Genomic DNA, 13,117 nt, shown 5'->3' on the forward strand with positions numbered 1-13,117 from the left:
AAGGCCTGTTGGAGGCCGCTTGCGGGCGAAGGGTGGCCGAGCCGGTTCGCGAGCAAGCTCCCTCCAACAGTCGATCTCGGCGGAGCGCAAGATCGGAAGCCTGTTGGAGGCCGCTTGCGGGCGAAGGGTGACCCGAACGCCGACCCTCGACCGTCAGCGCAGCGTCCCGAACACCCAGTCGCAGATCGGCCAGGTGATGTTGAAGTTGCCGTGGGCCATGACGGTGGGGTCGTGATGGACGCGGTGCAGCCGCTGCAAGCGCCTCAAGAACGGCAGCCGCATCAGCTTCGAATCATCCGGCAGGTGGTAGGCCAGGTGCAACAGCTCGTAGCTGAAGTAGTAGCCCAGCGCGGTGATCACGAACAGCCAGGCGACGTTGGCCGAGAACAGCCAGGTCAGCAGCAAGCCGGCCGGCAGCGCGAAGGCGCCGAAGAAGAACACCAGCAGCACCGGCGGGAACAGGATCGCGCGCAGGTCGCCGGGGCCGTCCATGTCCATCTCGGCGTCGGTGAAGAAGCGGTGGTGCTGGACCGTGTGCCGTTCGTAGATCAGGCCGAGACCGGGGCGCTTGCGGTGCATCACGTAGCGATGCCCGAGGTACTCGGCCAGGTTGGCGTAGAGGAAGGTCAGCGGCACGGCCAGCCACTCCAGCGGCCGGACGTCATCGAGCATCAGCACGCCGAGAACGATGCCGCCGGTGCAGAACGCGACGATGAAGGCCAGGTGCCGGGCGCCGGAATAGCCGGCCGGCACGTGGCGTTCGCGGTACTCGGGGCGGTAGGCGCGGCCGGTGCTCATGCAGCGGAGCTCGAGAAGGGATCACCGACGATGCTGCCACGCGGTCGCCGGGCGGGCAAGCCGCGCCGCGACCGCAACCACCGGCGCTCGTTCAGCGCAGTTCCTGTTGGAGGCCGCTTGCGGGCGAAGGGGGGCCGAGCCGGTTCGCGAGCAAGCTCCCTCCAACAGTCGAAGCACGCGCGGCGCCGGATCGAAGGCCTGTTGGAGGCCGCTCGCGGGCGACGGGCGGCCCGGCCGGTTCGCGAGCAAGCTCCCTCCAACAGTCGAAGCGAGCGCGGCGCTGAACCGAAGCCCTGTTGGAGGCCGCTCGCGGGCGAGGGGCGGCCCGACCGGTTCGCGAGCAAGCTCCCTCCAACAGTCGAAGCAAGCGCCGGCGCCGGACCGAAAGCCTGTTGGAGGCCGCTTGCGGGCGAAGGGGCGATCCAGCACTTCGCGAGCAAGTTCCCTCCAACAGGCCCGAGGCTTCGGACCGGGGTTTCAGGTTCGGGTTCGCGCGGGCGAACGCCGGGCTGCGGGTTCCACGGACGGCGGCTACACTGGTTTTCCGTTCCCGATCGGAGTTGGTGATGTCCCGGACCGTCAGCGGCGCCCAGCGCCTGGTCGAATGCCTGGAAACCGAGGGCGTGAAGCGCATCTACGGCGTGCCCGGCGAAGAGAACCTGGACCTGCTCGAAGCGCTGCGCGAATCCTCGATCGAGCTGATCGTCACCCGCGGCGAACAGGCCGCCGGCTTCATGGCCGCCGCCGAAGGCCGGCTGACCGGAAAACCCGGCGTCTGCCTGTCCACGCTGGGTCCGGGTGCGACCAACTTCGTCACCGCCGCGGCCTACGCCCAGCTCGGCGCGATGCCGATGGTGATGATCACCGGCCAGAAGCCGATCAAGACCTCGAAGCAGGGCCATTTCCAGATCCTCGACGTGGTCGACCTGATGCAGCCGGTCACCCACTACGCCAGGCAGATCGTTTCGGCGGACCTGATCCCTGCCCGGGTTCGCGAAGCCTTCCGCCAGGCCGAGGAAGAGAGGCCGGGCGCGGCCCACCTCGAACTGCCCGAAGATATCGCCCGCGAGACCACCGACGCGCCGGTCCTGCCGACCAGCCGCACGCGACGTCCGGTGGCCGAGGAAAAGGCCGTGGCGGCCGCAGTGGAGGCCATCGAACGGGCAAAGCGCCCGCTGCTGATGATCGGCGCCGGCGCCAACCGCAAGCTGACCTCGAAGATGCTGCGCGCCTTCGTCGACAAGACCGGCATGCCCTTCTTCTCGACCCAGATGGGCAAGGGCGTGGTCGGCGAGTCCGAGCACTGGATGGGCACCGCCGCCCTGTCCGACGGCGACTACGTGCACCGCCTGATCGACGCCTCCGACTGCATCATCAACGTCGGCCACGACGTGATCGAGAAGCCGCCCTTCTTCATGCACGAGGGCGAGCAGCGCACGGTCATCCACGTCAACTTCTTCACCGCCGAGGTCGATCCGGTCTACTTCCCGCAGCTGGAAGTCACCGGCGACATCGCCAACGCGATCTGGCAGATCACCGAGCGGATCGACGTGCAAGACCACTGGGACTTCGCCTTCGCCCGGCAGGTTCGCAAGGCCTTGATCGACGAACTGGACTCCGGGCGCGACATGAACGACTTCCCGGTCCACCCCCGCCGCCTGATCCACGCCGTGCGCGACGCCCTGCCCGAAGACGGCATCGTGTCGCTGGACAACGGCCTGTACAAGGTCTGGTTCGCCCGCAACTTCCGCACGATCCGGCCGAACACGCTGCTGCTCGACAACGCGCTGGCCACCATGGGCGCCGGCCTGCCCGTCGCCATGAGCGCGAAGATGGTCTTTCCCGAACGCAAGGTGCTGGCCGTCTGCGGCGACGGCGGCTTCATGATGAACTCGCAGGAGATCGAGACCGCCGTCCGCCTCGGCCTGGACCTGGTCGTGCTGCTCCTGCGCGACGACGCCTACGGCATGATCCGCTGGAAGCAGGCCGACATGGACCTGCCGGACTTCGGCCTGCAGTTCGGCAACCCCGACTTCGTCCGCTACGCCGAAAGCTACGGCGCCCACGGCCACCGCGCCGAAAGCGTCGCCGACCTCGAACGGCTGCTGGGCGAAACCCTGAACGGATCCGGCGTGCATATCATCGATTGCCCCGTCGACTACCGCGACAGCAAGCAGGAATTGTTCGACGCGCTGCCCCAGCGCAGCGCGAAGCTCGACCCGGACCGGTCCGCCTGATTCCGGGAGACGCAGGGTCATGGCGAGGAACGATCTTCAGGGCAGCGACGGCGAGGCACCGAAGATCGGTTCGTCGGCTCCGACGAATGGACAGCGTGAGGCGGAAGCGGCAATTGACCGCACCGCGTGCTGTTCGCCCGAAGGCATCGTCTGCGCAACCTCGACGCCCTCGATCGCTTCGATGATCATCGCGATCGTTCTGTTGACGATCACTGCCAGCCCGACGAGCAAAGCGGGCGCCGAACCCATCACAGGGCAACCACCCCTGTTTCCACCGGTTCTGGAGGGCAACAGCCTGCTCCCGCCTGAGAACGCACAAGGACGTTCAGGTTTGGTCTTCAATGGAGCCTTCGGCGCGCAAGATTTCGCTTGGGGCGTGGCAGCCGGCGATTTCAATGCCGATGGCGTCGATGACATTCTTGCCGGATTCGCGCCCAATTCCCCCATACCCGGAAACCCGCCGGGTGGCGCGGCCTTGATCTTCGGCGGTGCTGACGTTTCGATGGGGCCGGACGGTATCGAGTTGCTGGACGCCTTCAATGGGCTCATTGGAACAGATCAGATTGCGTTGGCATTGGACCCTGGTCAGACCGGATTCCGGGTCCGCAACCTGGGTGATCTTGATGCCGATGGCATGGAGGACTTCGGCTTCAACAAACGCAACCCCCTGAACGGAGAATTCGAGGGAGGACAGGTGTTCGTGATCTATGGCGGCCCAACTGTTGCGCAGAGTTTCGAGACGTTTGCAAGCCTGCTGCCCGAAAATGGCGGCGATGGCTCGCGCGGCTTCGTGCTGACCGGGCGCGATACCGAGTTTCTTGGCTTTGATTTCTTCGGCGGGAAGGACATCAATGGCGACGGACTGGACGACTTGATCGTATCGAGCAATCGCGAATTCGATCCGACGCGAGGCAAAGGAATGGCTTGGGTACTCTACGGCCGTGGCGACCGCAGCTGGCCCGCGGAAATCGATCAGGACGTACTCAGTAGCTTGCCACCTGATCGGGGGTTCACGTTGATCCCACCCGATCTCGAAACCTCGATAGGCTCGAACGTCGGATTCATCAACGCGCGGTTCATCGACGACATCAACCAGGATGGAATTGCAGAGATCATTCTTTGCCGGTTGGCGGTCGAGCCTGCAAGTTGCTTGCTTCTCTATGGACGTCCCGGCACGGCGCCGTTCTCGGTCATTACGGATCTGAACGAACTTCTGCTGAGTAATGGTGGAGACGGTTCAAAGGGCGTGGTCCTGATTGGGAACGAACGAGGAGTGCTTGGCGCAAATTTATTTTCAGGCGGACGCGGTGGGTTCGGTGTGGGCGATGCGGGCGATTTCGACGGCGACGGCTGCCCAGATCTTTTAATCAATGCGCCGGGAAATCAAGTGCGTAGCGAGGCGTTCTTGATTTACGGCTGTCAGCTGTTACCTGCCGAGATCGACTTTCGCGCTGGCTTCGACGTGGTCACCAGCCAGATTCGGTTGACGCGCTTCCGATCCAATGACGAACAGCCTAGTTCCACCGTCAATCTGGCGACCGCCATCCAGGGCGTCGGCGATCTGAACAACGACGGCTTCGACGATGTGGCCATGACCGGAGAGAACGGACTGGATTTCGAGTCCGGAGCCTGGATCGTCTTCGGCCGGCCATCGCCACCGCAAGAATTCCTCGTCGACAGCCTGTTGCCCGAGAACGGCGGCGACGGAACGGGCGGTCTGCTCGTGAAGAACTTTCCGGACGAAGAGGGCCTGGGCCTGGGCCTGGCCCACGGCGACTTCAACAACGACGGGATCGATGACGTCGCCCTCGGCGGACCCTTGTCCGACCCGGGCGGTCGGTTCAACGCCGGTCGGCTCGTGATCCTCTACGGACGCGGCCGTGCGACCGGCGTGCCCGCACTGCACCCGGTCGGCGTGCTGATCCTGACGGTGTTGATCGGGCTGATCGTCGCCGGCGCATTGCGTCGGCGCAGCCTGCATCGGTAGCAACGATTCCGGCACTGTCGGGCTGTGCCGAGTCGGTCGCGATGGACTCACGATCGCGCCGCTCATCCCGTGTACCCTTCCGGTCGGGTTCAGGCGTCGAAGGACGCCCGAACAAGGAACACTCGACAGGGCCACAGGGTATGAAACGACCGGACCGCAACCGCACTGCCAGCTTCGACGTCGACGCCCAGCGCACCTTCACGCCCCTGTGCCCCGACGAACTGCCGGTGCCCGACGGCGATGCCATTGCCGATGAACTGAACCGCCAGGCCGAACTCGCTCGATTCCGCGTCGGTTCGAAGGACGCGCATAGCCCGAAGGCGGCCTGGGTCACGGACGACGCATCGATGATCGGCGCACCGGGCGTCGAAGGCGACAACGTCGAAGAGCACTGGCCGGTTCACGCCGTACCCGGCACCGAGGGCTTCGAGCTGCTCCCCGGCCTGCCCCGCCCGGCCGACTACGACTTCTTCGTCTGGAAGGGCGTGGAGCTGGACATGCACCCCTACGGCGCCTGCTACCACGACCTGGCAGAACGCATGAGCACGGGCGTCATCGAGTGGCTGAAAGCGAGGGAGATCACGCACGTGCTGGTCGGCGGCCTGGCCACGGACTACTGCGTCAAGGCCACGGCGCGCCAGCTGGCCGAGGCCGGCTTCGGGGTGATCCTGAATCGCGCCGCCTGCCGCGGCATCGCGCCGGACAGCACCGAGGCCGCGCTGGAGGAACTGCGCGCCGCCGGCGTACAACTCATTGATTCCGTCGAGGCCCTGGAGCCCTCCGCATGATCATCGAATCGCTGCTCGACACGGACATCTACAAGTACTCGATGATGCAGGCCGTGCTGCACCAGTTTCCCGGCGCGGAGGTCGAGTACACGTTCAAGTGCCGGACCGAGGGCGTGGACCTGCGGCCGCTGAAGAAGGAGCTGGAGCGCGAGATCGAGCACCTGTGCTCGCTGACGCTCGATCCCGACGAGCTGAACTTCCTCGCCTCGCAGCGCTACTTCAAGCGCGACTTCATCGAGTTCCTGCGCCTGTTCCACCTGCAGTCGCGCTTCGTCGAGGTCGGCGAGGCCGACGGCCAGCTGAGCCTGATGATCAAGGGCCCGTGGCTGCACACGATCCTGTTCGAAGTGCCGCTGCTGGCGATCGTCAGCGAACTGTATACGCGCCATGCGCACCCCGACCTCGACTTCGGCGAGGCCCGGGACCGACTGACCACAAAGATCGACCAGGTCCGCGCCCTGGACCGCCCCGACGACTTCGTCTTTGCCGACTTCGGCACCCGCCGCCGCTTCTCGCGCGACTGGCACGACGAGGTCGTGAAGTCCCTGGCCGACGCCCTGCCGAACAGCCTGCGCGGCACCAGCAACGTGCGCCTGGCCAGAGAACTGGGCCTGGTCCCGATCGGCACCATGGCCCACGAGTTCATCCAGGCCGCCCAGGCGCTCGGTCCTCGCCTGGCCGAGACCCAGCGCTTTGCCTTCGAGGTCTGGGCCCGCGAATACCGCGGCGACCTCGGCATTGCCCTGTCGGACACCTACAGCCTGGACGCCTTCCTGCGCGACTTCGACATGTACTTCTGCAAGCTCTTCGACGGCGCCCGCCAGGACTCCGGCGACCCCTTCGCCTGGGGCGAGGCAATGATCGAGCACTACGAGAACAACCGCGTCGACCCGAAGACCCGCAACCTGATCTTCTCCGACTCGCTCGACATCCCCAAGGCCGCCGAGATCTGGCACCGCTTCCGCGACCGCATCAACGTCTCCTTCGGCATCGGCACCAACCTGACCCACGACACGGGCACCGATCCGATCAACATCGTCATCAAGATGACCCGCTGCAACGGCCAGCCGGTCGTCAAGCTGTCGGACTCGCCGGGGAAGGTGATCTCGACGGACCAGCATTACCTGGCGTGGGTGCGGCAGGCATTCGACGTACCGGAGTAGGGTTTTTCGGGGCGTTGCCCCGGGCCCCGAGGTTCTGGGGTGGTCTGTTGGAGGCCGCTTGCGGGCGAAGGGATTTCCTGGCTTCGCGCCGGCTATTTGTTCGAATTCAACTTCAAAGGCGTTTCGCCGCTGGCTGCGCCAGCTGATGCGGTCTGGGCGTTCTACTTGCCTCGAACGTCAAAAGCGTTTCGCCCGCTCGCTTCGCGAGCTGATGGCGAGGTACTTTTGTGGCGACAAAAGTACCCAAAAGCGCTGCGCGAACATCGCCGCTCGGCCTACGGCCGGGTGCCCTCCGGTGCTCACGGCTGGCGGGGTCCGTCGAACTCGCTTCGTTCGCTTCGCTCTCTGCGCTCAGACATGCGACGGCCCTCTTTCCGCCAGCCGCTCCGCGCCTCCGGCGGCGCTGACGGCGGGGCAAGTAAAAAGCCAACCTCAGCCACCCATTGGCATCTGCTCTATCCCGGCGTTCTGGATTCGATTCGGGATCTTGCTTTCGATCGAAACAAAGATCTATCCATGCCACCGAACTGAAGCCTGGCCGAGTGGGTTCGGTTGCGGTTTTGATTTTGACCTTGAAAACCTCAAGGGCGCCGAGAAGCGCAGCGTCGGGCGGAAGGAGGGCCGTCGCAATGTCTGAGCGGAGCGCCGCAGGCGCGCAGCGAGTTCGACGGACCCCGCCCGACGCGAGCATCGCAGGGAACCCGAGCGCAGCTCGGGCGCCGTTGCGGGAAAAGCACTTTTGCCTACTTTTGTTGCGACAAAAGTAGGTCGCATCAGCTGGCGCAGCCAGCGGCGAAACGCTTTCGAAGTTGAAATCGAAATCGACATGTTCTCGCCGACACCCATCGACCCAACCGAACCATCCCTTTCCCAACCCCGTACAATCCTCACAATGTCCAGCCCGAAAGCCAGAGAAAGAACCCTGTCCCTCGTCCTCGGCTCCGGCGGCGCCCGCGGCCTGGCACACATCGGCGCGATCCAGGCCATCGAAGAAGCCGGTTGGGAGATCAAGTCGATCGCAGGCTCCTCGATGGGCGCGCTGGTCGGCGGGATGTACGCGGCCGGCAAGCTCGACGTCTACACCGAGTGGGTGCAGAAGCTGCAGCAGTCCGACGTGCTCCGGCTGGTCGACTGGACCTTGTCCGGCGGCGGGCTGATCCGCGGCGACAAGATCATCAAGCGACTGCGCGAGATGGTCGGCGATGTCGATATCGGCGACCTGGAGATCGACTTCACCGCCGTGGCCGTCGACATCGAGCACGGGCGCGAGATCTGGCTGAGCGACGGCTCGCTGTTCGAGGCCATCCGGTCCTCGATCGCGATCCCGGGGCTGTTCACGCCGCACCGCTACCGCGGCCGCCTGCTGGTCGACGGCGGAATCCTGAACCCGATCCCGGTCGCACCGACGCTGCGCTGCCTGACCGATGCCACCTTCGTCATCAACTGCAATGGCCCGGCCGGCAACGGCGGCGCGAGCAAGCCGCTCGGCCCGCTCGACGAAGGCATCGACCCCGAGGGCGAGGCCAGCGTGATGAACCGGCTGCGGCGCTTCTTCGCCGATCTGACCGACCGGCAGGACGACGAAAACGAGGACGAACCCGGCCTGGTCGCGATCCTGATCAAGTCGCTGGAGACGATGGAGTCGGTGATCACCCGGCAGCACCTGGCGGTGTTCCGGCCCGACCGGGTCATCGACATCCCGCGCGATGCCTGCATGCTCCATGAATTCCACCGCGCACGCGAGCTCATCGAACTGGGGCGGACGCGTACAATCGAGAGCCTCAAGACTTTCGACGACCGGCACGACCGGTCGGACGAGCCGAATCATGAATGACGACGAACTCTTCGACGACGCCGCCGACCAGGTGGTCGACCTGGGCAATGCACTGGCCGACGATCACCCCGATGGGGACCTGTGGGCGATCGCCGACGGCCTGATCGCCGGCGCGGTGCATTTCTGGCTGTATGCGCACCAGCCGGAATCGATTGCCCACGAGGACGACCTGGAAGGCCATCGCACCGCAGCCGAGCGGCTCGAGACGCTGGCCCGCCTGCTGCACGAGTCGGCGGTCGACAGCGAGTACCTGCACTCCCCGCACGACGCCGACGCCGGCCGGGCCTGAGCAAGGTCGCTCAGTCGGCCTCGGCTTCCACCCGGTCCCGGCCCGCCTGCTTGGCCCGGTACATCAGTCTGTCGGCCCGTTTGACCAGTTCTCCGGAGCCTTCGCCGGCGCGCCGCGCGACGGCACCGAGCGAGCTGGTGATCGGTCTGCCGTCGGGCGTGGACAGCTTCCGGATCGCTTCCAGCAACTGCTGAGCGAACTGCACGGTGCCGGCGCCGTCGGTACCGGGCAGCATCACCGCGAATTCCTCACCGCCCCAGCGAGCCACGGCATCGGTTCCGCGAATCCGATCGCGCAGCAGCGCTGCGATCTGGCGCAGCACCTCGTCGCCGGCATCGTGCCCGAAGCGATCATTGACCTGTTTGAAGTGGTCGATATCCAGCAGCACGAAGCCGAGGGGGTGATTCAGGCGCTCGGCAGCGTCCAGCGCAGCCTCCATCCATTCCTGGCCGTGTCGCCGGTTGAACACGCCGGTCAGCCCATCGGTGGTGGCCAGCTCGTGCAGCCGCGCTTCGAGCTGCTTGCGCTCGCCGATGTCCATGATCGTGCCGGCCACGCGACGCGGCGCATCGTCCTTGCCGCGCGTCACCACGCGACCGCGGATGTTCATCCAGGCGAAGTCGCCGGACTTGCGACACATCCGGACGTCCATGTCGAAATCGCGCTGGAAGGCGTCGAGGTGGGCCTGCATTCGCTGGATCAGCGCCTCGCGATCGTCAGCATGCACCAGCTCCATGATCGCACTGCGGCTCTCGACGACTTCGTCGTCGGCATAGCCGAGCAGGTTGGCCGCGCTTTCGCTGAACGACAGGACCTTCCGCTCCAGCTCCCAGTGCCAGAAGCCGAGCTTGGCGCCCGACATCGCCAGCGACAGCCGCTCCTCGCTGTCGCGCAGCTTGAGCTCGGCCATGTGGCGGCGGGTGATGTCGGAAAACGTCGCGACCACGGCTTCGATCCGGCCCTCGGAATCGGTCTGGACCGGCTCGGTGCTCATCTCCAGCCAGCGCATGCCGCCGTCTGCGTCGTAGAGGCCGAGCGTGACGTCGCGCTGGGGCGCCCCGGTCGCCAGGGTCCGGGCAACCGGGACCTGGCCGGGCGCGAGCGGGTCGCCGTTGACATCGTGGAAGACCAGCCCCAACTCGCCGAGCTGACCGGTCAGCAGGCGCTCCTGCCCGATGCCGAGCAGCTCGGCCGCCCGGGTGTTGGCGATCCGGATGCCGCCGCTGCGGTCGACCACCACCACGCCTTCGGCCATGGCGCGGATCACCGACTGCATCCGCGCCTCGCTGGCCTTGAGCTGGCGCCGGATCTGGCGCGCCGCGGTGATGTCGGCGAGCAGCACCAGCAGCGCCGACGGCGGTGAATCGTCGCCGATCCGGCATAGATCCAGTCGCACCTTCAGCGTCCGGCCGTCCGGGCGCTTCAGCGTCAGGTCGTGGACATCGGAATCCCGGTCGCCGCGGGCGAAACGCTTCAGTCCACGCTCGACCTTGACCCGGTCCCGGCCCTCGAACAGCGCGGGCAGGTCGGGCAACGGCCACGAGTCGCGCGCCAGCAGTTCGCCCAGCGCGCGGTTCCCGCTTCGCCACCGGCCGTCGAGATCGACACTGCCGATGCCGGTCGAGGCATGGCGAACCAGGTCGTCGAGCGTAGGGTCGGTGCGGGCCCGTGCATCCATGAGTGATCCATTCCTCCGACCATCGTCGCCGGCCAGCCGGGCTCGCGCGTCAGGGCCGCTGCCGGTCCCGGATCGCGCGGAACTCGTTGCCCTCGTACCAGTTCGGCCAGGCGTCGCCTTCGGCCAGGTAGCGACCGACCCGGTACAGCACGGTGGCGTCCTGGGCCACGCCGCGGAAATCCCAGTCGGGATCGAACACGTCGCCGACCTTGTGGTAGCGGTTGTCGCGGTAGTCGCGCTCGATCGCCAGCACGTAGTCGGCGCCTTCCTCGACGTGGGTGAAGCCGCTCTTGGCATACAGCGCCGGGATGCCGCCGCGGGCGAAGTTGAAGTGATCGGAGCGGTAATAGAAGCCGGCTTCCGGGGTGGGCTCAGGAACGGCATAGCGCCCTTCTTCCTCGAGGGCTGCGACGAGAATCGGCTCCAGTTCCGAGGAATCGATGCCGATCACGACCATGTCCTCGGTCGGGCCGGCCATGAAGTTGACCGCGTCCATGTTGATCGCCGCGACGTGCTGGGCGGCCGGCACGATCGGATCGTTGACATAGTGACGCGAGCCGAGCAGGCCGTATTCCTCCAGGGTCACGGCGAGGAACAGCACGGTCCGCTCCGGCGCACCGGCTTCGGCATGCATGCGCGCCAGCTCCAGGATGCCGGCCGTGCCCGAGGCGTTGTCGATGGCCCCGTTGAAGATGCCGGCCGAGCCGGGCAGGCCCATGTTGCGGCCCAGGTGATCCCAGTGGGCCATGTAGACCACGGTTTCGTCGGGGCGCTCGGTGCCTTCCAGCTTGGCCAGCACGTTGTAGGACACCCCTTCGCGAACGGCATTGCGCACTTCGGCGGTCATCGCGCCGCCCAGCGGCACGGCGGCGAAGCCCGGCTCGGCGGCCCGCGCCTTCTGCGCGTCGTAGTCGAGCCCGGCCCGCTGGAACAGATCGCGCGCGGCGTCCACCGTGATCCAGCCTTCGAGCGCCAGGACCGGATCGTCGCCGCGCTCGGCCAGTTCGAACTGCGGGCCGGACCAGGAGTTGGTGACCACCTCCCAGGGATACGAGGCCGGCTCGGTCTCGTGGACGATCAGCGCCGCGGCCGCGCCCTGCCGGGCGGCTTCCTCGTACTTGTAGGTCCAGCGGCCGTAGTAGGTCATCGCCCGACCATTGAACCGCTCGCCGTCCGGGTCGGCGAAGCCCGGGTCGTTGACCAGGATCACGACCGTCTTGCCGGCCACGTCCAGGCCTTCGTAGTCGTTCCAGCCGTACTCCGGCGCGACCACGCCGTAGCCGACGAAGACCAGCTCCGAATCGGCCACGCCGTGCGGATCGGTGCCCAGCCGCCGGGTGTTGATGATCATGCTGTCCGGATAGGTCAGCTCGTAGGTCTCGCCCTGGCCTTCGATCACCAGCGAGGAGCGGGCCTGGTTGGTCAGCTCGACCATCGGGACCGGCTGCAGGTAGCTGTCGCCGTAGCCCGGGGCGAGCCCGGCCTCGGAGAAGGCGTCGACCAGATAATCCACGGTCATCCGTCCGCCGCGCGAGCCGGGTGCACGGCCCTCGTAGTCGTCCGAGGAAAGAATCCGCATGTCCTCGACGAACTGCTCGGTATCGAAGCCGCCGGGCGGCGGTTCGGGGAGACGCATGCCGGAGTCTTTGGCGGCCGCGTCCGGCGCGGTATCGGCGGCGGCCTCGGGTTCCGGTGCCGGCTCGGGTGCGGGGCCGCGATCGCAGCCAGCCAGCATCGAAAGGAGGGCGATCAGCGCGGCGGGGATCAGGAGTCGATTCATGGGTTTCTCTCGTTTGAACGCAGTGGGTCCAGTCGATCGATTCTAACGCTTCGCGGGACGGATGCCGGGCGCAGCGGCGAGGCCGCCCTTCGCCCGCAAGCGGCCTCCAACAGGCCTTACGATCCGGCGCCTCGATCCGATCGACTGTTGGAGGGCGCTCGCACGCGAACCGGTTCGGCCGCCCTTCGCCCGCAAGCGGCCTCCAACAGGCCTTCGGTCGGGCACCGGCGCAATGATCGCCTGTTGGAGGGCCCTCGCGCGCGAACCGGTTCGGCCACCCTTCGCCCGCAAGCGGCCTCCAACAGGACTTCGGTCGGGCACCGGCGCAATGATCGACTGTTGGAGGGCGCTCGCGCGCGAACCGGTTCGGCCACCCTTCGCCCGCAAGCGGCCTCCAACAGGCCTTCGATTCCGCGCCTCGATCCGATCGACTGTTGGAGGGCGCTCGCGCGCGAACCGAACCGGCCGCCCTTCGCCCGCAAGCGGCCTCCAACAGGACTTCGGTCGGGCACCGGCGCAATGATCGACTGTTGGAGGGCGCTCGCGCGCGAACCGGTTCGGCC

The 13,117-nt window shown here is 66.5% G+C and carries 9 protein-coding genes; 6 read left to right on the top strand and 3 right to left on the bottom strand.

Translation table 11 applies throughout. The features are described 5' to 3' along the window. Positions 1–153 precede the first annotated feature (153 nt). Entirely contained in the window at positions 154–798 is a 645-nt protein-coding gene (locus HFP89_RS14095) for a sterol desaturase family protein (protein WP_168718312.1), read from the bottom strand. 566 nt (positions 799–1,364) lie between these two features. Here HFP89_RS14095 and HFP89_RS14100 point away from each other — a divergent pair. The 6 genes from HFP89_RS14100 (at position 1,365) to HFP89_RS14125 (ending at position 9,096) form a co-directional block, all read left to right on the top strand. Next, positions 1,365–3,035 (top strand): acetolactate synthase large subunit, encoded by a 1,671-nt coding sequence (locus HFP89_RS14100; protein WP_168718313.1) that lies wholly within the window; start codon positions 1,365–1,367, stop codon positions 3,033–3,035. 19 nt (positions 3,036–3,054) lie between these two features. Next, positions 3,055–5,022, top strand: coding sequence for an FG-GAP repeat protein (locus HFP89_RS14105; RefSeq protein WP_168718314.1), 1,968 nt, complete (start codon positions 3,055–3,057; stop codon positions 5,020–5,022). A 140-nt stretch (positions 5,023–5,162) separates the two neighbouring features. Further along, complete coding sequence (locus HFP89_RS14110) at positions 5,163–5,810, top strand: nicotinamidase (protein WP_168718315.1); 648 nt, start codon at positions 5,163–5,165, stop codon at positions 5,808–5,810. Then, positions 5,807–6,973 (top strand): nicotinate phosphoribosyltransferase, encoded by a 1,167-nt coding sequence (gene pncB, locus HFP89_RS14115; protein WP_168718316.1) that lies wholly within the window; start codon positions 5,807–5,809, stop codon positions 6,971–6,973. Before HFP89_RS14110 ends, pncB begins: the two co-directional genes overlap by 4 nt. Before the next feature lie 892 nt (positions 6,974–7,865). Next, on the top strand, positions 7,866–8,807 hold the full coding sequence (locus HFP89_RS14120) for a patatin-like phospholipase family protein (RefSeq protein WP_168718317.1): 942 nt from the start codon (positions 7,866–7,868) through the stop codon (positions 8,805–8,807). After that, positions 8,800–9,096, top strand: coding sequence for a hypothetical protein (locus tag HFP89_RS14125; protein ID WP_168718318.1), 297 nt, complete (start codon positions 8,800–8,802; stop codon positions 9,094–9,096). The genes HFP89_RS14120 and HFP89_RS14125 overlap by 8 nt, the downstream gene beginning before the upstream one ends. 10 nt (positions 9,097–9,106) lie before the next feature. Here HFP89_RS14125 and HFP89_RS14130 read toward each other — a convergent pair whose 3' ends face one another. Further along, on the bottom strand, positions 9,107–10,774 hold the full coding sequence (locus HFP89_RS14130; RefSeq protein WP_168718319.1) for a diguanylate cyclase: 1,668 nt from the start codon (positions 10,772–10,774) through the stop codon (positions 9,107–9,109). Between the two features lie 49 nt (positions 10,775–10,823). Continuing rightward, positions 10,824–12,554, bottom strand: coding sequence for a M28 family metallopeptidase (locus HFP89_RS14135; protein ID WP_168718320.1), 1,731 nt, complete (start codon positions 12,552–12,554; stop codon positions 10,824–10,826). Between the last annotated feature and the right edge of the window lie 563 nt (positions 12,555–13,117).

It is taken from the genome of Wenzhouxiangella sp. XN79A (assembly GCF_012272825.1).
Classification (GTDB): domain Bacteria; phylum Pseudomonadota; class Gammaproteobacteria; order Xanthomonadales; family Wenzhouxiangellaceae.